Source organism: Amycolatopsis regifaucium (genome assembly GCF_001613935.1).
Classification (GTDB): Bacteria; Actinomycetota; Actinomycetes; order Mycobacteriales; family Pseudonocardiaceae; genus Amycolatopsis; species Amycolatopsis regifaucium.
In genome coordinates this window covers 555,855-577,435 of record NZ_LQCI01000003.1, presented here as the reverse complement: position 1 = coordinate 577,435, position 21,581 = coordinate 555,855, and the positions used below count along the sequence as shown (strand labels likewise).

Here is a 21,581-nt window from a genome sequence, read left to right as displayed (position 1 = left end):
ACGGGACGTCGCGACCCGGTCACCCATAAAGTAGGCGGATGCAGGCTTCCAACATCGCGCGTGCCTGGTTCGGCGCGACAGCGCTGGTGGTGATCGCCGGTCTCGCCGCGCAGATCCCGGTCTCGGCGGGCACCACGGGCGGCACCTTCCAGACCCCGGCCGGGCGGGTGGCCAATCTGCTGGCCTTCTTCACCATCGACTCGAACATCCTGGTCGGCGTCGGCAGCCTGCTGCTCGCGCTGGGCGTCGCCGGCAGATCGACCCTCGCCGGGGTACTGCGGCTGACCGGTCTCATCGGCATCACCGTGACCGGCGTCGTCTTCCAGGTCGCGCTCGCCGATCTCTACGAACTGCACGGCTGGGCCGTGTTCGCCGACACGATGCTGCACAAGGTGTCACCCCTGATGTGCGTCGCGGGCTGGCTGCTGTTCGGGCCGCGCGGCCAGCTGTCGTGGCGGGCACTGTGGTGGTCGCTGCTGTATCCACTGGGCTGGCTCGCGGTCACGCTGGTGCGCGGCGTGATGATCGGGTTCTACCCGTACCCGTTCGTCGACCCGGGTATCAACGGCTACGGCGGAGTCGCGTTCAACTGCGTGCTGATCGGCGTGCTGTTCACCGGGCTCGCGGCGGCCGCGGTCGGCTTCGACCGCACCTTCACCCGTCGCGACGAACGCGACGAGCTGCTCGACGACGAACTAGCCCCGGACCCGGCGGAAAGCGTTGAGCGGGTCCGCGACGCCGGCGCGCACTAGCGTCCGCACCGCGCCGAGCCGCCGGTCGACCGGTTTCCCGGCGGCGACGCGGTGCATCTGCTGGGTGTGCCACTGGATTTCGAGCAGGCTGTCGGCCAGGGAAAGGCCGGTCTTCGGGGCCTTGCGCTCGGCGCGGGCGTCGTCGCCGCGCAACAGACGGCCGGGCAGTGCCGGGTCGACGACCAGCGGCCTGCCGAGTCCGATGACGTCCAGCGCGCCGGAGCGCAGCGCGTCCGCCATCCCGCCCGGACTGGTGAAACCACCGGTGACCATCAGCGCGACGTCGGTGATCTGCCGCGCTTTCGCGGCGTAGTCGAGGAAGTAGGCCTCACGGCTGACCGTGCTCGCCCGGCCGGAGCCCATCATGGCGGCCTTCTCGTAGGTGCCGCCGGAGACCTCCAGCAGGTCGATGCCCGCTTCCCCCAGTTCGCGGACGACCTCGAGCGATTCCTCCTCGCTGAAGCCGCCACGCTGGAAGTCCGCGCTGTTGAGTTTGACCGCGATCGGCACGGCGTCGCCGACTTCGGCACGCACCCTGGCGACCACTTCGAGCAGGAACCGGCGCCGTCGCCGCGCGTCGCCGCCCCAGCCGTCGGTGCGCTGGTTGGTCAGCGGTGAGAGGAACTGCGAAACGAGATAGCCGTGCGCGCCGTGGATCTGGACACCGGCGAACCCGGCGTCGACGACGGTGCGCGCGGCCACGCCGAAGCGCTCGATGATCGCTTCGATCTCGTCTCCGGTGAGCGCCCGCGGCGTGGCGAACACCGAGCGGATGCCGCGGTCGCCGAAGGGCACCGCGGACGGCGCGACCGGCTGGCGGGACAGGAACCGGGGACTCTGGCGACCGGGGTGGTTGAGCTGGACCCACAACCCGGTCTCGGTCCCGTCGGCCGAGCGCGCCCACGACTTGAACTCCAACGGGTCCGGCTCCCTCGGTACCGCGACGTTGCGCGGTTCGCCGAGCGCGGTGGGGTCGACCATGACGTTGCCGGTGATCAGTGTCCCTGCGCCGCCTCGTGACCACGTCCGGTACAGCTCGGCCAGTTCCGGGGTGGGCCGGTTGCGGCGGTCCCCGAGCTGCTCGCTCAGCGCGGCCTTGGCCAGCCGGTTCGGCAGGATCGCGCCGCAGCGGAGGGTGAGCGGTGCGGCCAGCAGTTCCTTGGGCTCGCTCATCGCGCGTCCTCCGGGCAGTTACCTACTGAGCAGTATTCCTACTCGAAGTAACCTACTCCCGGTATACCGCGTACTCAAGGACAGCCGAGCAGCCGGGGCGCGGCCGGCGCCACCCGGGCCCGCATCTTCACCTCATCGGCCATCGCCCGCGCCCACGCCTGAAGGCCGGGGACGTCGATCCCGTGCGGCCGCGCCTCGCGGAACGGCTCGATGTTGACGGCGCCACGCTCCAGCAGCGAGACCGCGCCGTTCCCGTTCCCCCTGGCCACGTGGGTCAACCCGACAGCGAGCTGCGCGAGCCCGCGCCACAGCTCCCGCTCGGGTCCGTCGGTGGTCTTCCACGCGTCCTCGAACACCTCGTGCGCGTGAAACGGGCGGCCCGCGTCGAGCAGGCGCTGGGCCTCCGCGATGGTGTCCTCGGGGGTCCGTTCGATGCCCTCTGGCTGCCGTTCGACCCCGTCCGCGCCGTACGGAAGCGGCCTGCCGAGGCCGTCCCGGGGGCGGGCGTTGCGGGCTCGTCCGGCTTCGTCGCGGTCCCGGTCGGTCATGCCCTCAGTGTCCCACGCGGGTATCCTGGCGACTCGTGCGCTTTCTCGACGGGCATCGGCCCGCTCACGACCTGACCTACGACGACGTGTTCCTCTTGCCGAACCGTTCGGACGTGGAGTCCCGTTTCGACGTCGACCTGTCCACTGTGGACGGCACCGGCGCGACGATCCCGATCGTGGTGGCGAACATGACCGCCGTCGCGGGCCGCCGCATGGCCGAGACGGTCGCCCGGCGCGGCGGGCTCGTCGTGCTCCCGCAGGACGTCGACACCGCCGCCGTCGCCGACATCGTCACCTGGGTCAAGAGCCGTCACACGGTGTGGGACACCCCGCTCGTGCTCGGCGGCGGCGACGCGGTCGCCGACGCGCTCAACCTGGTCGGCAAGCGTGCCCACGGCGCCGTCGTCGTGGTGGACGAGGACGGCAAGCCCGTCGGCGTCGTCGACGAGGCGGCCTGCGCCGGTGTCGACCGCTTCGCGCGGCTGGCCGACGTCGCGGAGCCTGCACTCGTCACCGTCCCACTGGACACCCCGCCGCGTGAGGTCTTCGAGCGCCTGCACGCCCACGGCGGCCGCCTCGCCCTCGGCATCGACGAAAACGGCAGGCTCGCGGGCGTCCTGACCGAGATCGCGGCGTTGCGCGCGGAGATCTACACCCCGGCCGTCGACGACGGCGGGAACCTGCGCGTCGCCGCCGCGATCGGCGTGAACGGCGACGTCGCGGCGAAGGCCGAGGCCGTCCTCGCGGCGGGTGTCGACGTGCTGGTCGTCGACACCGCGCACGGCCACCAAGAGAAGATGATCTCCGCGCTCAAGGCCGTCCGTTCGGTGAATCCGCGGGTCCCGGTGGTCGCCGGGAACGTGGTCACCGCGGAAGGCACCCGTGACCTGATCCACGCGGGCGCGGACGTCGTCAAGGTCGGCGTCGGCCCCGGCGCCATGTGCACGACGCGGATGATGACCGGCGTCGGCCGCCCGCAGTTCTCCGCCGTCGCCGAATGCGCGGCCGCGGCCCGCGAACTGGGCAAACACGTGTGGGCGGACGGCGGCGTGCGGCATCCCCGCGACGTCGCGCTCGCACTGGCCGCCGGCGCGTCCGCGGCGATGGTCGGCTCCTGGTTCGCCGGCACCCACGAATCCCCCGGTGACCTGCGCTACGACGAGCAGGGCAAGCCGTACAAGGAGTCCTTCGGCATGGCGTCGAAGCGCGCCGTCGGTGCCCGCACGCGGACGGACAACGTCTTCGAGCGCGCGAAGAAGGGACTGTTCGAAGAGGGCATCTCGGCGTCACGGATGGCGCTGGACCCCGCCCGCCCCGGCGTCGAGGATCTGCTCGACTCGATCGGTTCCGGTGTCCGGTCGGCCTGCACGTACGCGGGTGCGCGGACGCTGGAGGAGTTCCACGAGCGCGCGTTGCTCGGCATCCAGTCGGCCGCCGGGTTCGCGGAGGGACGGCCGCTGCCCGCGGGCTGGTGATCCCGCGCCCGGATAGCACTATGGTGCACCGGGTGAGGCCCCTCAGACGGATCGTGGCGGCGGCGCTGGACCGCCGCCGCCACGCGGACCATGACGAAATCGCCGGACTCCGGTCCAGGATCGCGGCCCAGGCCGAGGAACTGGAGCGGTTGCGCGGGGTGCTGGAGCACCACACCGCCTGGCTCGAAGACCACGGCGGGGCGCTGCGCGACGCCGATGCCCGCACCACCACGGTGGAAGCCCGGCAGCGCGCCCTCGACGCGCGGCAGGAAGCGCTGGACGGCTGGCTCGACGGCCATGACACCGCGTTCCACGGGCTCCATATCCGGACGGAGCAGCTCGAAGCGGCTCGCGACGTCCGCACTTTCACCCACTGGCTCGATCAGCACGAACTCGCGGCCACGCCGAAGATCTCGATCGTCCTGCCGACGCACAACCGCGCGGAACTGGTGCCCCGCGCGATCGCTTCGGTCGAGGCACAGCGTTATCCCAACTGGGAACTGGTGATCGTCGACGACGCCAGCGCGGATTCCACGCCCAAGGTGCTCGCCGCCCTCGAAGATCCGCGTATCCGGTCGATCCGCGTCGCGCACGGCGGCGTCTGCGCCGCCCGCAACGCCGGGCTGGCCGAGGTCACCGGCGACGTCGTCGCCTACCTCGACGACGACAACACCATGCATCCGTTGTGGCTCAAGGCCTTGGCCTGGGCGTTCGGCGAGCATCCGGAGATCACCGCGGCCTATGGCGGTTTCGTGATCGACGACATCGGCGGTCTCCCGACGCTGTTCCTGCGTCGGTACGACCGGGAAACGCTGCTGGAGGAGAATCTCGCCGACATCGGCGCTGTCGCGCATCGGGCGGGGCTGAAGGAAGCCGGATTCGACGAGTCCTTGGTCGAGATGGGCGACTGGGACCTGCTCCTGGCGTTGACCGCGGAGCGCGCTCCCCTGGTCGTCCCGGCGATCGCCTGCTACTACTCGACCGCGTCCGACGACCGGCTTTCCCACGGGCCGACCTACGACGCCGACTTCGCGGCCATCCGCCGCAAGCATTCCGGAACCGAGGACAAGCCGTGACCGAACCCACCAAGATCCTCGTCGTCGCACTCGACGCCTGCGACCCCGGCACGATCCGTGAACTTGCCGCGGCCGGCGAGGTGCCGACGTTGGCGCGCCTGCTCGAAAGCAGCGCGTCGGCGACCACGCACAACCCGTACGGCCTGTTCGTCGGTTCACTGTGGAGCAGTTTCTTCACCGCCCGCACGGCCGCGCGCACCGGATTCCACTGCTGGGAAGAGGTCGACACCAAGACCTACGAACGGCGGCTGACCAGCCCGCTCGAAATCCGGGGCACCCCGTTCTGGGAGACGCTCTCCGAGGCGGGCAAACGCGTCGCCGTCCTCGACGTCCCGCATTCCCGTGCGGACAAACCGCTCAACGGCGTCATGGTCAGCGAATACGCCTGCCACGACAGGCATTTCGGCTTCCACACCGCACCGCCGGAACTGGCGAAGGAGATCGAGGCCGAGGTCGGGCTCACCCCGATCCTCACCGCCGAACCGGATCTCGTCCGCGACTGGGCACCGGATGACTACCTCCACCGCGAAGGTCCACATCGGACACTCGACGAGGAGCGCGCGCTGACCCACGGCCTCGTCGCCGGGATCACGCAGAAGACCCAGGTGTCGACCAAGCTCCTCGCCGAAGGCGGCTGGGATCTTTTCCTGTCGGTGTATGGGGAATCCCACAGCATCGGACATCAGCAGTGGCATCTGCACGATCCCGCGCACCGTGACCACGAAGCCGCGCTCGCCGCCGAACTGGATCCGATCCGCTCGGTGTACCGGAGCCTCGACACCGCGATCGGTGAACACCTCGCCCTGTCCGGACCGGACACCACCGTCTTCGTGCTGCTGAGCCACGGCATGGGGCCGAGGTACGAGGGAAGCCATCTGCTGCACGAAATCCTGCGGCTGCTCGACGGGGTGGCGTCGGAAGGGTTGCGCGGCAGTGCCCCGATGACGCTGGCCAAACGCGGCTACTCCGCGCTACCCGGTCCGTTGAGGACGGCGCTGGCGTCCGCCGCGATGCCCTTGCTGCGCAAGCGGCTGGCCGCGGCACCGCTGCCCGCGGTGCCGAACTGGGCGACCGCCGAACAACGGTCGAAGCAACGGTTCTACCTTTCTCCCAACAACTTCGTCTTCGGCGGGGTGCGGATCAACCTGGTCGGCCGCGAACCGCACGGCGTCGTCCGGCCTGGCGCCGAGTACGAGGCCGTCTGCGCGCGGCTGACCGAGGACCTGCTTTCGCTGGTGAACGTCGCGACCGGCAAGCCCGTCGTGCGCGAGGTCTCGCGGACGAGCGACCATTACGACCGCGAGGCCGATGACACCCTGCCGGATCTGCTGATCGACTGGGCCCGCACCGGGCCGATCGAGACGGTCTGGTCGCCCAAGACCGGCGTCGTCTACGGACCGGACGAGCATTGGCGCACCGGCGACCACCGCCCGGACGGGCTGCTGCTCGCCAGTGGCCCCGGTTTCGAGCCGGGCGCGAAGCTGCCGGACCTGGACGTCGTCGACCTGGGCGCGACCCTTTCGGCCATGCTCGGCGTCGAACTCACCGACGACGTGGACGGACGGCCGCTCCCCTGGGCGAAACCGGTCACCTGAGCGCGAAAAGCTGAGATGAAGGGGCCTTTCATCGCAAATTTTGCGATGAAAGGCCCCTTCATTGCACGCGCCTAGCCGTGGTCCTCCAGCATCTCGGTCACCAGTGCGGCGATCGGTGACCGCTCGGACCGGGTCAACGTGACGTGGGCGAACAGCGGATGCCCCTTGAGCTTCTCGATCACCGCGGAAACGCCGTCGTGCCGCCCGACCCGCAGGTTGTCACGCTGCGCGACGTCATGCGTGAGCACGACCCGCGAAGCGGTGCCGAGCCGCGAAAGCACGGTCAGGAGCACGTTGCGCTCCAAAGACTGTGCCTCGTCAACGATGACGAACGTGTCGTGCAGCGACCGGCCGCGGATATGGGTCAGCGGCAGCACCTCGAGCATGCCGCGATCGAAGACCTCGTCGAGGACGTCCTGACTGACCAGCGCGCCGAGTGTGTCGAACACCGCCTGTGCCCACGGCTGCATCTTCTCGGACTCGGAGCCCGGCAGGTAGCCGAGGTCCTGGCCGCCGACCGCGTACACCGGCCGGAACACCACGACCTTGCGGTGCTGGCGGCGTTCCATCACCGATTCCAGCCCCGCGCAGAGCGCGAGCGCCGACTTACCCGTACCGGCGCGTCCGCCCAGCGAGACGATGCCGACATCGGAGTCCAGCAGGAGATCCAGCGCCACCCGCTGTTCGGCCGAACGGCCGTGCAGCCCGAACGCCTCCCTGTCACCCCGCACGAGCCGGATCCGCTTGTCCGCGGTGACCCGGCCCAGCGCGCTCGAACTGCCCGCCAGCAGCCTCAACCCGGTGTGACAGGGCAGTTCACCGACCTCGGGCATGCCGAACTCCGTCGGATCGACGGCGGCCGAAGCCCCGCTGAACAGCGCGTCGACCAGGTTCTGCGGTACGTCCACGTCCGCCATTCCGGTCCAGCCCGACGGCGTCACCTCCTGCGCGCGGTACTCGTCGGCTTCGAGACCGACGGCGCCCGCCTTGACGCGCAGGGGGATGTCCTTGGTCACCAGCGTGACCGACGCGCGTTCCGCCGCCAGGTTGAGCGCACAGGCGAGGATGCGGTGGTCGTTGGAGTCGGTGCGGAAACCGACCGGGAGCACCGTGGGGTCCGAGTGGTTCAACTCCACCTGCAAGGTGCCGCCGTGCTCGCCGATCGGGATCGGCGCGTCGAGCCTGCCGTGCTGACGACGCAGGTCGTCGAGCATGCGAAGCGCTTCGCGCGCGAACCAGCCCAGTTCGGGGTGGTGACGTTTCGCCTCCAGTTCACTGATGACGACCAGCGGAAGCACGACCGCGTGTTCGGCGAACCGGGTCACCGACCAGGGGTCAGAGAGCAGAACCGACGTGTCGAGCACGTAGGTGGCGCGCTGGGATTCGGGCGAGATCGAGGCTTTCTCCGGGCCAGAGGCACCGGTCGAAGAACGGCCAGAGGCCTTGCGGGGTGAACGCTGCGCAGTCACGACGGCATCTCCCTCGTGGGCGTGGCACCACGCCCGCACTCGCTGGGCCGGGCACCTCCCTGGCCAACCGCTCCTTCTGACGCTCGGCGCGTCAGTCGGTACGGCCGCGAGGGCCGGGTGCCGGCCCCCTCGTGCATCCACTGGGCGGCTGAGCCGCCCTGTCGACAACCGCCACGACCAGGGCCTCCCGTGAGAGTCCGCATGGGACGCGAACCCTCACTTCCGGAAGGTACCTGCGTCCGGGCGATCGCGCAGGCAGCCACCACGGTGATTCGCCAAACCGTCATCTCACTGTCGGTCGTCCGACACCGACAATCGGTAACCATCACGGTGAGTAGTGATGATCTCCATTCCGGGACGCCCGTTGACGCGACCCGGCCGGATTACCGCGACAGAGGGCGTTCACTCGACAAAATCCGAGCTTCTACCACGCGCGGTAGCGGAGCGCATTTTGTGACCGAGACAGAGAACCGGACAGAGTGAAACGCAGCTTTTTCGTCTCACACAATGGGCTTACGAGACGGTCACAAAGCCTGGACAGCGAGTAATTTCCTCACCGCGGGACACCCCCACCGGATTTTGGTGTCCCCAACCAAGGAGTGTGCGAAGTGCTGAAGAAGGCTGGTTTTGTTTCCGCCGTCGCCGCGGGCATCATGATGGTCGGCGGAACGGCGTTCGCCGCGACGGGTGACACCACCGGTACCCCGGACCCGACGTTCGGCGACGCTTACCACACCTTCATCGAGGGCGGTGGCGCGCTAGGCTCCGGTGCGGCTTCGCTGGTCGCCGGCGCCTACACGGGCATCGCCACCACCCCGGCGCTGATTCTCCACTCGCTGGAGCACCACCACCACTGATCTTCAGCGTGAACGTCGAAGGCCCCGGAGTGCACGCCGGGGCCTTCGTCACGTCAAGGGTCAGGAACCGAAGCGCCGGTGCCGCCACGCGTAATCACGCATCGCGCGGAGAAAATCGACCCGGCGGAACGCGGGCCAATACGCTTCGGTGAACCAGAATTCCGAATGCGCCGATTGCCAGAGGAGAAATCCGGAAAGCCGCTGCTCACCCGAGGTACGGATAATCAAATCCGGATCAGGCTGGCCGGAGGTGTACATGTGTTCGGAAATATGGTCGACGTCCAGTATCTTCGCGAGCTCGCGGATCGAGGTGCCCTCGTCGGCGTGCTGGAGCAGGAGTTTGCGGACCGCGTCGGCGATCTCCTGACGCCCTCCGTAACCGACCGCGACGTTGACCTCCATCCCAGTGCGCCCCTCCGTACGCTCCGCGGCCGCGCTGAGGGCTTTCGCGACCTCCGGGGGCAGCAGGTCAAGGGCCCCCACGATGCGGAGCCGCCATGGCGTGTGCGGTGCGGCGAGCTCGTCGGTGACGTCGGTGATGATCTTCAGCAGCGGGCTCAGTTCCTCGGCCGCGCGACCGAGGTTGTCGGTCGAGAGCAGCCACATGGTGACGACCTCGACGTCGGCCTCGTTGCACCAGCTCAGGAAGTCGGCGATCTTCTTGGCGCCGGCGCGATGGCCGTCGGCGACGTCGGTGAAGCCCGCTTCGCGCGCCCAGCGACGGTTGCCGTCCAGCATGATGGCGATATGGCGTGGATGGCGCCCCTTCGCCTGCTGGATCAAGCGCCTGCCGTAGGCGCTGTACACGACGTCTGACAAGAAGGACCGAAGACTCACGCCACCGGAGAGTACGCACCCTTCGCGCCTCAGTGGGACGCGCCACGGACACTGGCGAAAAACCTACGGTGACGTAACCTGATAAAGGTGAGCGTAGAGTCCGAACAGCAGCCGTCCGGCCCCGCGCCCTTGGTGGACACCCGTCCTCGCCTGCGTGGGCACATCCACTTCTGGTCCTTCTTCGTCGCAGTCGTCGGCGCCGTGACCTTGATCAGTCTCGCAGCGTCTACTGTGTCGCCTTTAGCCGCTTTATCCACTTCGGTCTATGGGCTGACCGTGCTCGGCCTCTTCGGCGTCAGCGCCCTCTACCACCGTCGCTTGTGGAGCCCACGAGCATACGAATGGATGAAGCGCGCCGACCATTCGATGATCTTCCTGTTCATCGCCGGCACCTACACGCCGTTCACGCTTCTGGCGATGTCCCAGCCGACCGGGTACATCGTGCTCGCCATCGTCTGGGGCGGCGCGGTCGGCGGCGTCACACTGAAGATGCTGTGGCCGAACGCGCCGCGGTGGCTCGGTGTGCCGATTTACATCGCGCTGGGCTGGGTCGCCGTCTTCGTCCTGCCCGAGCTGGCCTCCCACGCCGGTGTCGCGGCGCTCGTGCTGCTGTGCGTCGGCGGGCTGTTCTACACGCTGGGCGCGGTGTTCTACGCCGTCAAATGGCCGAACCACTTCCCGGAGACGTTCGGTTACCACGAGTACTTCCACGCTTGCACGGTTCTCGCGGCGACGTCCCACTACGTCGCGATCTGGCTGGCGATGTACTCCTAGCCGCGTGGCCGGTCGGCGCGAGCTTGAGCAACGGGCGACGGACTCGGAGTTCCCGCAGGAGTCCTCCCCACCTTTCCCAGTACATGAAGGCCCCCTTCACTGCGCCTAGCGCAAGGAAGGGGGCCATAATGTACTTCACGCTCTAATCCGAATCGCCACTCACGAGCAGCGTGACCAGGACGGACACACCCGTGTTCCCTCTGGCACAAGAAAGTGCCTTCTTCCGGCGTTCCGGTACCCCGGCCATGATCGCCACATGACCAAGAACGCCCCGCCCCGCGCACTCGACGAAGCCGCCCTCAGCGAGTTCCTCGCCGAGCACACCTTCGGCGCCCTCGCGACCATCAAGCGTGACGGCCGCCCGCATCTCTCCACCGTCGTCTACGACTGGAATCCCGAAACCCGCGAGATCCGGATCAGCACGACCGAAGACCGTCTCAAGGTCAAACAGCTCCGCAACAACCCCACCGCCTCGCTCTACGTCTCCAGCGCCGATCACTGGAAATTCGCCGTGGTGGAAGGAAAAGCGGAACTCTCCGAAGTCACCCGGACACCCGGTGACACGGCCGGGCTCGACTATCTCGCCGCACAGCGCCAAAAACCCGAGGACGAGGCCGAGTTCCTCGAGACCATCGCGGCCGAACGCAGGCTCCACATCACCCTCAAAACCGGCAAACTCTATGGAACGGCCCTCGACATCGCTTAACGTGCACCTGGAAAAGGCCAGGTGAGGAGACGCCCGATGTGGGAAAAGCGGATGGAGTGGCCGCTCAACGCCGCCGCCGTACTGTTCCTGGCCGCCTACGCGTGGCCGATCCTCCAACCCTCGATCGGGGATACCGGCCGCCTCTGGTTCGAGGTCGTCACCTGGCTCGCCTGGGGGGTCTTCGCCTTGGACTACGGCGTCCGCCTGAAGCACGCGGACGACAAGCGCGCGTTCCTCAAGAGCAACATCTTCGACCTGCTGATCATCGTGCTCCCGCTGATCCGGCAGTTGCGCCTGCTGCGGCTGGTCACGGTGCTCAACATCCTCAACCGCAACGCCGGTCTGTCGTTGCGCGGCCGCGTCGTGGTCTACACGGTGGGCGCGACGGCGCTCATCGTGTTCTGTTCGGCGCTCGCCGTCCTCGACGCGGAACGCGCCACGCCGGACGCGCCGATCACCGACTTCCCCGACGCGGTGTGGTGGTCGATCACGACCATCACCACGGTCGGCTACGGCGATCGCTACCCCATCAGCGGTACCGGCCGCGTCGTCGCGGTCGGGTTGATGCTGGCCGGGATCGCCCTGCTCGGTGTGGTCACCGCGACGCTGGCGTCGTGGCTGATCCGCCGGGTGACCGAGGCCGACGAGAACGCGCAGGCCGTCACCCGCGAGCATCTCGACGAGCTGACCCGCGAAGTCAAGGCGTTGCGGGCCGAGCTCGCCGAGCAGCGGGCCGGACTCAGTCCCACAGCATCGGAGCCGCTAGGTACTGCTCGGGGATAGCGAAGGCGTCCACGAGCGTCCGCGCGTGCGGGCGCAGGTCGGCGCACAGCGCGTTCACCGCGGCGGTGACGGCCTTCGAGCGCCCGGAGGTCAAGCGGCCGTGTTCGAGGAACCAGCCACGGTCCGCCTCGATGTTCGCCAGCGCGTAGAGGTCGCAGACTCGCTCCAGCAGCTCGCGCGCTTCGGCGTCGGCGCATCGCTCGATGGCGTCGACGAACGCTTCCAGTACCACTCGATCGACGTGTGCGCGCCCGGCGCGCAGGACATGGTCTTGGGCGTCGTTAAAGACACCGAAGGGGTCCGAAGCGGCCTTACGAAGCCTCTGTGCGACGCCGCCGAGTACGTGCTCTTCGCGGTCTTCGAACAGCTTCAGGTGCCACTCGCGCGAGTACAGCACCTCGCTGTCGTCGGCTTCGGTGAGCCGCTCGACGACCTTCCGCGCGGACGTCCGTTCGATCACGGCCTCGACGAACTGCTCGGCCACGAATTTCGCGGTCGCGAGTGGGCTCAGGTCCTCGAAGTGGTCCTTGTAGCTGGTCAGGAGTCCCTTCGCGACCAGCTGCAGCAGCACGGTGTTGTCACCTTCGAAGGTGGTGAAGACGTCCGTGTCGGCCTTCAGCCCGGCGAGCAGGTTTTCCGACAGGTAGCCGGAGCCGCCGCACGCCTCGCGGGCGGCCTGGATGGTCGCCGTCGCGTGCCAGGTCGAGACGGCCTTGATCCCGGCCGCGCGCGACTCCAGCTCCCGCTGTTCCTCCTCCGGCGCGTCTTCGGCGATGTCGTGCAGCTTCGACACGAGCGCTTCCTGCGCGAAGTGCAGCGCGTACGACGTCGCCAGCGCGGGCAGCAATTTCCGCTGGTGGGCGCGGTAGTCGAGAATCACGACCTCCTCGCCTTCCGGCCGCGCGAACTGCCGTCGCTGGTCGCCGTACCGGACAGCCAGCGTCAACGCGCGTTTCGTGGCGCTGCCGGCACTGCCCGCGACACTGACCCGGCCGCGGATGAGCGTGCCGAGCATGGTGAAGAACCGGCGGCCGTCGCTTTCGATCGGGCTCGTGTACGTCCCGTCCTCGGTGACGTCACCGAACCGGTTGAGCAGCGCCTCGCGCGGAACCCTCACCTGGTCGAAGGTGAGCCGCCCGTTGTCGACGCCGTTGAGCCCGGCCTTGCGCCCGCAGTCCTCGATCTCGACACCACGGGCCTGCTCGCCGCGGATCGGTACCAGGAACGCGTGCACGCCGCGCGACTCACCGCCGGTGATCAGCTGCGCGAACACCACCGCGACTTCGCCGTCACGGGCGGCGTTGCCGATGTACTCCTTCATCGCGCCGCGATCCGGGGTGTGCACGACGAATTCGCGGGTGGCGGGGTCGTAGGTCGCGGTGGTGCGCAGGTGCTGGACGTCCGAGCCGTGCCCGTGCTCGGTCATCGCGAAGCAGCCGAGCAGCTCCAGATCCTTGATCTCGCGCAGGTAACGCTCGTGGTGACGTTCGGTGCCGAGCAGCTGCACCGCACCGCCGAACAGACCCCATTGGACCCCGGCCTTGACCATCAGCGAAAGGTCACCGAAGCCCAGCATCTCGAACGACATCACCGAGCCGCCGACGTCGCCGCCACCGCCGTATGCCGGGTCGAAACCGAGTCCCGGCCGGTCGGTGCGGGCGAGCAGGCGCAGCCATTCGAGGACCTGGGCGCGGTGCCCTTCGACGTCGAGGTGGAAGGGGTCCTTGAAGTCCTCCGCCGCCATCTGTGCCCGCACCGCGCGGCGGAGTTCCGCCCACCGTCCATCGAGGACGGTGGTCAGCGCGTCCGGGTCGATCTTCGCGGGAAGTCCTGGTGTGTCCACGATTCCTCCGATGCGGTGCGGTCTGCGTTCAGCCTGCCGCACCGCATCGGGGGCCGCAGCACGAATCAGCTCGGTCTCCCGTTGCTCGTCGTGTCCTCGAACCGCAGGTCATCGACGTGCTTGAGGGTGTTTTCCGAGTTCGCGAAGCCTTCGGAGCGGCAATCACTCACCCGGAGCCCCCGAACGTGTGAGTTGGGCAACCCTCGGACATCGAAGGCCGCCCGCCCGCACTTCGTACTGGACGAGTGGCTGATCGTGAACGGCCCGAACCGGGGGACGTACGCGACCGAGTCTCGCCGGTGACGGTGAGCCGGTACGCGTAGACGTCGCGGATACCGCCGGTCTGCTCGCTGCCGCGAGTGATCGCGTTCCGGCACGGCACGTCGGCGTTGGAGCGCGTGGGGCACAATCCGCTTCTTCGGCGGGATTCCCTTCACCACCAGCGATTCCACACACTCGCGGACCCCGGCCTCAGGAAAGGCCCGGTCCCTGTGAACGGAGATCGTCGACCTTCGTCATCGCCTCCCGGAGTTCGGCGAGCCACGCGTCCGCGTGCTCCCCGACCAGCCGGACCGCCCAGGCCAGTGCCTCCGATCGCGATCGCGCCACGCCCGCGTCGACGAGGGTGTCGAGTACCAGGCGTTCGGGCTGCCGCAGCCTGGTCATCACCGGCGCCGAATGCGTGGTGAACAGGTGCCTCGTGCCGCCGAGGCTCGCGCCCCAGGCGACCTTGCGCTGATACCGGTGCTCCGCCTGGCGCGCGATCTCGATGCGCTCGTCGCGGGTTTCCTCGCGGAACCGGCTGATCCGGCCGTCCTCGGCCGCCGCACGGGCGGCGTCGTCGGCGTATTCGCCGGTGAGGGGCTGGAGTTCCCCGACGATGACGATCTCCTCGCGATCCACCGTGACCTCAGGGTCGCCGACGAACCAGCCGTCGGGAAGCCGCCCGCCGAACCAGGCGGCCGCGTCGTCCGCCGACGGGATCTCCGCCTGCTGCCAGCCGCCCCGGCCTTTCCATCCACCGCGTCCCATATGCCTCGCCGTCCTGACGTAGGTGTCCATGCTCGTCTCCGCGATTACATGATTACAACGCTACTGAAGCTACACCCACAATCACCGAGACATACTCGTGTTCTCGCCCGGCGAAACCCGAGGCAACCTGATGACCTGCGCGGACGTATCCCCACCAGCAGTTGACGAAAAGGGGAACCTCATGCTGAAGAAGGCCATGATCGGCGCGCTCATCGTCGGAGCCGCCCAGCTCGCCGTGATCGCACCGGCGGCGGCGACGGAGACCGGGGACGTGTCCTGGGGCCTGGCTCCGACCGAAGTCGAACCCGGCGGACAGATCTACGCCGAGACAAAGGCCGCGATGGGCGGTTGCGGACCGGCGACCCCGGTGACCTCACCGGGGTTCGCCGCACCGCTTCAGTGGACCATGGGCGGCAACTGGGGGAAGGCCGCCGGCTACGGCAAGGCCGGCAAGACGCCGGGCAAGTACGCGGCGACGTTCACCTGCTCGGACGGCAGGAAGACCTCCCGCACGTTCACCATCATCGGAACGCCACCGACCACCACTCCGAAGCCGCCGACGTCCACGAAGACGCCGAAGCCGTCGAAGACCACGACGGCCAAGCCGAAGCCGAAGCCGCAGGTCGCGGTGAAACCGGTCGGGGCTCCGCAGACCGGCGGCGGCGCCTTCGGCCCGCTGGCGTGGGACTGGTGAGCTGAAAGCGCTCACCACCGCGTGCCCGTCAGGTGAGCTGGGAGCGCAGCTCCTCGGCAGTGGTGACCGGACGTTCGCACACGTACCCGCGGCATACGTACGCCGCGGCCGAGCCCTCCACCAGTGGCCGGTCGGCGAGCAGCGGCACCCCGTCGGCGTCCGGCACCCCGCTCACCACGACGGCCCCGTCCGGCAAGGACGAGACGGCCGCGGCGAGCAGGTTCGCGCGCGAAGCGGTATCCGGTCCGACCACGGCCACCTGGATCGGCCCGGATGCCGCCGCTTCGGCGACGGACAGCCAATGCCCGGCGAACCGCGGCGCGTGGGCGGCGAGCCGTCCCGCCCGCGCCAGTGCCCGCTCGGCCGCCTCGCGATATCGGCCGACCTGGTCGTGCCCGGCCAAGACGGAAGCGGTCAGCAGCGCGCTCGCCAGTGCCGAAGCACCTGACGGGCTCGCGTTGTCACCCGGGTCGGAAGGCCGCTGCACGAGGACTTCCGCGTCGTCTGCCGTGTCATAGTAGGCCCCTGGCGAGTCCGGGACGCCGAAATGCGCCAGGGCGAGGTCCAGCAACGTGATCGCGTCGGCCAGCCAGCGCGGTTCTCCGGTCGCCTGGTGGAGTTCGAGCAATCCTTCGGCGAGGCACGAGTAGTCCTCCAGCACCCCGGCGGTCGTGCCGACGACGCCGTCGCGCGAGGTCCGGCGCAGCCGTCCGTCCACGAAATGGGTGTCCATCAGGAAAGCCGCCGCACGCGCGGCCGCGTCGATCCATTGTGGACGATCCAGCCGGGCACCCGCCTTGGCGAGCGCGCCTATCGCGAGCCCGTTCCAGGCGGCGATGACCTTGTCGTCACGGGCGGGCTGAGGACGTCCGTCGCGCGCGGCCAGCAACGCCCGGCGGACCCGCTCGTAGCGTTCGGCGTCTTCGGGGTGCGGCTCACGCAGCCGCAACGTCGAAGCGCCGTGCTCGAAGTTGCCCTGCTCGGTCACCTGGAACAGTTCAGCCGCCCAAGCACCGTCTTCCTCACCGAGCACCTCCACGAGCTGCGCGGGAGTCCAGACGTAGGTGAGCCCCTCGACGCCGTTCGTGTCGGCGTCGAGCGACGCGGCGAACCCACCTTCGGCCGTCCCGAGGTCTCGCAGCAGGAATTCGGCGGTCTCCTCGACCGTCCGCCGCGCGTACTCGACTCCGGTCCGGCCATGGAACCGATCGTAGAAGCGCAGGAGCAACCCGTTGTCGTACAACATTTTCTCGAAGTGCGGCACTTCCCAGCGCGCGTCGACCGAATAACGCGCGAACCCGCCGGCGAGCTGGTCATTGAGCCCGCCGAGCGCCATCGCTTCGGCCGTGTGCTCGACCATCGAAAGGTCCGAGCCGGTGCGCTGGTGGTGCCGGAGCAGGAAGGTCAGCGTCATCGTCGGCGGGAACTTCGGCGCGCCGCCGAAACCACCGTTCTCGGCGTCGTAGTCCCCGCGCACCGAGGAGAAAGCGGCGTCCAGCGCCGCACTGTCCACAACGGACTCCGGCAGCGGGCCGGTCTTCGCCGTGAGGTGGGCGACGATCTGCCGGGCCCCGGACCGCAGCTCCTCCGGGCGTTCGGTCCAGGCTTCGGAGACCGCGACAAGCAACTGTGAGAACGACGGCATTCCCGGCCGCGGCGACGGCGGGTAGTAGGTGCCGCAGTGGAACGGCTCGCCCTCGGGAGTCAGGAAGCACGTCATCGGCCAACCGCCCTGGCCGGTCATCGCCTGGGTGGCGGTCATGTACACCGCGTCGATGTCCGGGCGTTCTTCCCGGTCCACCTTGATGTTGACGAAGTTCGCGTTCATCAGCGTCGCGGTGGGCTCGTCCTCGAAGGACTCGTGCGCCATGACATGGCACCAGTGGCAGGCCGCGTAGCCGACCGAAAGCAGGATCGGCACGTTCCGCCGTTTCGCCTCGGCCAGCGCCTCTTCCCCCCACGGCCACCAGTCCACCGGGTTCTCGGCGTGCTGCAGCAGGTACGGGCTGGTCGCGGCCTTCAGGCGATTCGACATGACTCCAGGGTCGCACGCGGAAATGCAGGCGCGCAGAACGGCCGCCTGCGCGACACTCATCCGGTGCTGCTGACCATGACGACCACCCGCGCGCCCGCCACCGACCTGGGCTTTCTCCTGCACAAGCATCCGGAGAAGGCGCAGTCGTTCCCGCTGTCGGCCGGGACGGCGCACGTCTTCTACCCGGAGGCGACCGAGGAGCGCTGCACGGTCGCGCTGCTGGTCGAGATCGATCCGATCGACCTCGTGCGCGGCGGTGGGACGTCGTTGACGCAGTACGTCAACGACCGGCCGTACGCGGGCGGCTCCTATCTAGCGGTGGCGCTGCGGGCGGTCTTCACCACGGCGCTCGCCGGCCGGTGCGCTAACCGGCCGGAGCTGGTCGACGAGGCGTTCCCGCTGGAGATCCGGGTGCCGTCGCTGACCGCGCGCGGCGGCGCCGAGGTCGTGCACAAGCTGTTCGAACCGCTCGGCTGGCAGGTCGAGACGAAGGCAATCCCGCTCGACCCCGAGTTCCCCCAGTGGGGCGATTCCCGCTACGTCGATCTTCGGCTGACCGGGACACAGCGAGTTGTCGACGCGTTGCGGCACCTGTACGTCCTGCTGCCCGCACTCGACGGTGACAAGCACTACTGGGTCGGGCAGGACGAGGCCGACAAGTTGCTGCGTGCCGGCGAAGGCTGGCTCGCCGGGCACCCGGAACGTGCGCTGATCACCAACCGGTATCTCGAACGGCGGCGCCCGATCGTCTCATACGCGCTCGATCGCCTCGCCGAAGACGACGACGTGCCCGCCGAGGCCGAAGCGCTGGTCACCGAGCTGCCGGACCGGCCGGAACCGCTGGCCGTCCAGCGGCACGGGAGCGTGCTCGCGGCGCTCCGGGCGGCGGGCGCGCGGCGGGTGCTCGACCTCGGCTGCGGAGGTGGCGCGCTGCTGCGCGTGCTCCAGAAGGACCCGTCGTTCACGGAGATCGTCGGTGTCGACGTGTCGGCGAGCGCGTTGGACATCGCCGAAAAGCGGCTCAAGGACAAGTCGCGGATCACCCTCCGGCAGTCCGCGTTGACCTACGCGGACCCGGCGCTTGCCGGGTACGACGCCGCCGTCCTGATGGAGGTGATCGAGCACGTCGACGAGGAACGCCTGCCCGCACTGGAGCACGCGGTGTTCGGCGTCGCCGCGCCTCGGACCGTGCTCGTCACGACGCCGAACACCGAGTACAACCGGCACTTCGAATTCCTCGAAGAGGGCCGGTTCCGGCATGCCGACCACCGGTTCGAATGGACTCGCGGGCAATTCCGCTCGTGGGCCGAGTGGGTCGCGTCGCGTTACGGCTACGACGTCCGTCACTTGCCGGTGGGACCCGCGTCCCAAGAATCAGGACCGCCGACCCAAATGGCGGTCTTCACCACTCGGAAGGAGGCCGTGGCATGAAGCTGACCATTCCCGACATGTCCCTCGTCGTGCTCGTCGGCGCCTCGGGCTCCGGCAAGTCGACCTTCGCGCGGACCCATTTCGCGCCGACACAGGTGCTCTCCAGCGACTACTTCCGCGGCCTGGTGGCCGACGACGAGAACGACCAGAGCGCGTCGGCCGCCGCATTCGACGTGCTCCACTACGTCGCGGCGAAGCGGCTCGAAGCGGGCCGGGTCACCGTGATCGACGCGACGAACGTCCAGCGCTCGTCGCGGGCGAGCCTGCTGAAGCTGGCGAAGGAGTACGACGTCCTGCCGACGGCGATCGTGCTGGACCTCCCGGCGAAGGTCTGCCAGGAACGCAACGAGTCACGGCCGGACCGCGACTTCGGCGAGCACGTCGTCCGCCGTCAGCGCGGGGAACTGCATCGGTCGCTGAAGTCGTTGGAACGTGAGGGTTTCCGCCGTGTCCACGTGTTGCGGAGCGAAGCCGAGATCGCCGAGGCGGAGATCGTCGTCGAGCCGCTGCGCAACGACCGCCGCGAGCTGACCGGGCCGTTCGACGTCATCGGCGACGTCCACGGCTGCCGCGAGGAACTGGAGGAACTGCTCACCGAGCTGGGCTACGTCGACGGCGTGCATCCCGAAGGTCGCACCGCGGTCTTCGTCGGCGACCTCGTCGACCGCGGCCCCGATACGCCGGGGGTGCTGCGCCGTGTGATGGCGATGGCCGAAGCGGGCAGCGCGCTGGTCGTCTGCGGGAACCACGAACAGAAACTGGTCCGCGCGCTGAACGGGCGCAAGGTCCAGGCGACACACGGGCTCGCGGAGTCACTGGAGCAGCTTTCCTCGCAGGACGACGGCTTCCGCGCGAAGGCGCACGCCTTCTGCGAAGGGCTCATCGCGCACTACGTCCTCGACGACGGCAAACTCGTCGTCGCGCACGCCGGCCTGCCCGAGAAGTACCACGGGCGCGCGTCCGGCCGGGTGCGGAGCACCGCCCTCTACGGTGACACCACCGGCGAGACCGACGAGTACGGCTTGCCGGTCCGGCTGCCCTGGGCTCGCGACTACCGCGGGACCGCGATGGTCCTCTATGGACACACGCCGACGTTGGAGCCGGAGTGGATCAACAAGACCATGTGTCTCGACACGGGCTGCGTCTTCGGCGGGAAGCTGACCGCTTTGCGTTACCCGGAGCGGGAAGTCGTCTCCGTCAAGGCGAAGAAGGTCTGGTACGAACCGGCGCGTCCGCTCCAACCGGAGCGACCGCTGGGCGGACGCGAACCCGCGGTGCTGGAATTGGGCGACGTCACCGGGAAGCGGATCATCCAGACCCACCACCACGGCCGGGTCGGGGTTTCCGCCGAGCAGTCGGCGGCGGCGCTCGAGGTGATGAGCCGGTTCGCCGTCGACCCGCGCTGGCTGCCGTACCTGCCGCCGACCATGGCGCCGTGTTCGACGTCCAGTTCGGACGACTACCTCGAACACCCCGAGGAGGCCTTCGCCGAGTTCCGCGCGGCGGGTGTCCAATCCGTTGTCTGCGAAGAAAAGCACATGGGCTCGCGGGCGGTCGTGCTCGTCTGCCGTGACGAGGACGTGGCTCCCGCCCGGTTCGGCATCCGGGGTTCCGGCGCCGTTTACACCCGCACCGGGCGGCCGTTCTTCACGCCCGAGCAGAACGCGCGGTTGCTCAGCGGTGTGCGCGAAGCGGCGTCAGAGCTGTTCGAGGAACTGGACACCGGCTGGTTGCTGCTCGACACGGAGCTGCTGCCGTGGAGCGCGAAAGCGGGCTCACTGATCTCGGGTCAGTACGCGGCTGTCGGCGCGGCGGCTCAGGCCGTGCTGCCCACCGCCGTCGCTTCACTGGACGCCGCCGCCGGTCGTGGGGTCGACGTGTCGGAGCTCCTGACGCGGACGCGGGTCCGAGAGTCCACTGTGGACGCCTACCGTCAGGCGTACCGGCGCTACTGCTGGCCGACCGACGGCCTCGACGGCGTCCGGCTCGCGCCGTTCCAGGTACTCGCGTCGGAGGGCCGGTCGTACCACGACCGCCCGCACGAGTGGCACCTCTCGCTGCTGGACCGGCTCACCGGCGACCTGTTCACGCGCACGCGGACGCTGGCCGTCGACACCACGGATCCGGCGGCGGTGGCGCGCGGTGTCGAATGGTGGCTGGAGCTGACCGGCGCGGGCGGCGAAGGCATGGTCGTCAAACCGGCGGCGAACCTGACCCGCGGCACGCGCGGGCTGGTGCAGCCGGGGGTGAAGGTGCGCGGGCGGGAGTACCTGCGGATCATCTACGGGCCCGACTACACGCTGCCGGAGAACCTCGACCGGCTTCGCAAGCGCGGGCTGAACCGGAAGCGGGCGCTCGCGCTGCGCGAGTACGCGCTGGGATTGGAGGCGCTGGAGCGGCTCGCGCGCGGAGAACCGCTGTGGCGAGTGCACGAGTGCGTGTTCGCCGTGCTGGCGTTGGAGTCGGATCCGGTCGATCCGCGCCTCTGACCCGCTTCTCAA

General features: G+C 68.9%; 18 protein-coding genes. 11 read left to right on the top strand and 7 right to left on the bottom strand.

Annotated elements, in window-relative coordinates; genetic code table 11:
- Positions 1-38: 38 nt before the first annotated feature.
- On the top strand, positions 39-752 hold the full coding sequence (locus AVL48_RS06540) for a Pr6Pr family membrane protein (RefSeq protein ID WP_061986107.1): 714 nt from the start codon (positions 39-41) through the stop codon (positions 750-752).
- On the opposite strand, the gene AVL48_RS06535 is transcribed toward AVL48_RS06540, so the two are convergent.
- Positions 696-1,925 (bottom strand): NADH:flavin oxidoreductase/NADH oxidase family protein, encoded by a 1,230-nt coding sequence (locus tag AVL48_RS06535; protein WP_061986109.1) that lies wholly within the window; start codon positions 1,923-1,925, stop codon positions 696-698. The genes AVL48_RS06540 and AVL48_RS06535 overlap by 57 nt on opposite strands.
- Positions 1,926-1,999: 74 nt before the next feature.
- The gene (locus tag AVL48_RS06530; protein ID WP_061986111.1) at positions 2,000-2,473 is read right to left on the bottom strand and encodes a DUF309 domain-containing protein; all 474 of its coding nucleotides are present in this window, start codon (positions 2,471-2,473) and stop codon (positions 2,000-2,002) included.
- A gap of 35 nt (positions 2,474-2,508) precedes the next feature.
- On the opposite strand from AVL48_RS06530, the gene guaB1 reads away from it, so the two are divergent.
- The 3 genes from guaB1 to AVL48_RS06515 are packed head-to-tail and all read left to right on the top strand — an operon-like array spanning position 2,509 to position 6,619.
- Positions 2,509-3,948: a GMP reductase gene (gene guaB1, locus AVL48_RS06525; RefSeq protein ID WP_061986113.1), complete on the top strand. Its 1,440-nt coding sequence runs from the start codon at positions 2,509-2,511 to the stop codon at positions 3,946-3,948.
- A gap of 32 nt (positions 3,949-3,980) precedes the next feature.
- Positions 3,981-5,024 carry a glycosyltransferase family 2 protein gene (locus tag AVL48_RS06520; RefSeq protein WP_244162419.1) on the top strand — a complete coding sequence of 348 codons (1,044 nt, stop codon included), beginning with the start codon at positions 3,981-3,983 and terminating at the stop codon, positions 5,022-5,024.
- The gene (locus tag AVL48_RS06515) at positions 5,021-6,619 is read left to right on the top strand and encodes an alkaline phosphatase family protein (protein WP_061986115.1); all 1,599 of its coding nucleotides are present in this window, start codon (positions 5,021-5,023) and stop codon (positions 6,617-6,619) included. Before AVL48_RS06520 ends, AVL48_RS06515 begins: the two co-directional genes overlap by 4 nt.
- Positions 6,620-6,690: 71 nt before the next feature.
- Here the strand turns inward: AVL48_RS06515 and phoH2 are convergent, their stop codons facing one another.
- Complete coding sequence (gene phoH2 / locus AVL48_RS06510; protein WP_143104851.1) at positions 6,691-7,983, bottom strand: RNA 5'-3' helicase PhoH2; 1,293 nt, start codon at positions 7,981-7,983, stop codon at positions 6,691-6,693.
- A gap of 713 nt (positions 7,984-8,696) precedes the next feature.
- On the opposite strand from phoH2, the gene AVL48_RS06505 reads away from it, so the two are divergent.
- Complete coding sequence (locus AVL48_RS06505) at positions 8,697-8,945, top strand: hypothetical protein (RefSeq protein ID WP_061986119.1); 249 nt, start codon at positions 8,697-8,699, stop codon at positions 8,943-8,945.
- A gap of 60 nt (positions 8,946-9,005) precedes the next feature.
- Here the strand turns inward: AVL48_RS06505 and AVL48_RS06500 are convergent, their stop codons facing one another.
- Positions 9,006-9,782: an isoprenyl transferase gene (locus AVL48_RS06500; protein WP_061986121.1), complete on the bottom strand. Its 777-nt coding sequence runs from the start codon at positions 9,780-9,782 to the stop codon at positions 9,006-9,008.
- A 132-nt stretch (positions 9,783-9,914) separates the two neighbouring features.
- On the opposite strand from AVL48_RS06500, the gene trhA reads away from it, so the two are divergent.
- From trhA to AVL48_RS06485, 3 genes are all read left to right on the top strand, one after another.
- Complete coding sequence (trhA, locus tag AVL48_RS06495) at positions 9,915-10,556, top strand: PAQR family membrane homeostasis protein TrhA (RefSeq protein ID WP_061986353.1); 642 nt, start codon at positions 9,915-9,917, stop codon at positions 10,554-10,556.
- A gap of 256 nt (positions 10,557-10,812) precedes the next feature.
- Positions 10,813-11,262: a pyridoxamine 5'-phosphate oxidase family protein gene (locus AVL48_RS06490; protein WP_061986123.1), complete on the top strand. Its 450-nt coding sequence runs from the start codon at positions 10,813-10,815 to the stop codon at positions 11,260-11,262.
- A 36-nt stretch (positions 11,263-11,298) separates the two neighbouring features.
- Complete coding sequence (locus tag AVL48_RS06485) at positions 11,299-12,045, top strand: potassium channel family protein (protein WP_061986125.1); 747 nt, start codon at positions 11,299-11,301, stop codon at positions 12,043-12,045.
- On the opposite strand, the gene AVL48_RS06480 is transcribed toward AVL48_RS06485, so the two are convergent.
- Together AVL48_RS06480 and AVL48_RS06475 are read right to left on the bottom strand one after the other, a co-directional pair.
- Positions 12,002-13,888: an acyl-CoA dehydrogenase family protein gene (locus AVL48_RS06480; protein ID WP_061986127.1), complete on the bottom strand. Its 1,887-nt coding sequence runs from the start codon at positions 13,886-13,888 to the stop codon at positions 12,002-12,004. The two genes, AVL48_RS06485 and AVL48_RS06480, sit on opposite strands and share 44 nt — an antisense overlap.
- Before the next feature lie 471 nt (positions 13,889-14,359).
- A complete protein-coding gene (locus AVL48_RS06475) occupies positions 14,360-14,920 on the bottom strand; it encodes a hypothetical protein (RefSeq protein ID WP_061986355.1) in 561 nt (186 codons plus the stop codon).
- Positions 14,921-15,101: 181 nt separating this feature from the next.
- Between AVL48_RS06475 and AVL48_RS06470 the strand changes: the two genes are divergently transcribed.
- Entirely contained in the window at positions 15,102-15,614 is a 513-nt protein-coding gene (locus AVL48_RS06470; RefSeq protein ID WP_061986129.1) for a hypothetical protein, read from the top strand.
- Positions 15,615-15,642: 28 nt separating this feature from the next.
- On the opposite strand, the gene AVL48_RS06465 is transcribed toward AVL48_RS06470, so the two are convergent.
- Positions 15,643-17,649: a thioredoxin domain-containing protein gene (locus AVL48_RS06465; protein ID WP_061986131.1), complete on the bottom strand. Its 2,007-nt coding sequence runs from the start codon at positions 17,647-17,649 to the stop codon at positions 15,643-15,645.
- Between the two features lie 63 nt (positions 17,650-17,712).
- Here AVL48_RS06465 and AVL48_RS06460 point away from each other — a divergent pair, with 63 nt between their 5' ends.
- Positions 17,713-19,080, top strand: coding sequence for a 3' terminal RNA ribose 2'-O-methyltransferase Hen1 (locus AVL48_RS06460; protein ID WP_061986133.1), 1,368 nt, complete (start codon positions 17,713-17,715; stop codon positions 19,078-19,080).
- Positions 19,077-21,569, top strand: a complete 2,493-nt coding sequence (locus tag AVL48_RS06455) for a polynucleotide kinase-phosphatase (protein ID WP_061986136.1) — start codon at positions 19,077-19,079, stop codon at positions 21,567-21,569. Before AVL48_RS06460 ends, AVL48_RS06455 begins: the two co-directional genes overlap by 4 nt.
- Positions 21,570-21,581 lie beyond the last annotated feature (12 nt).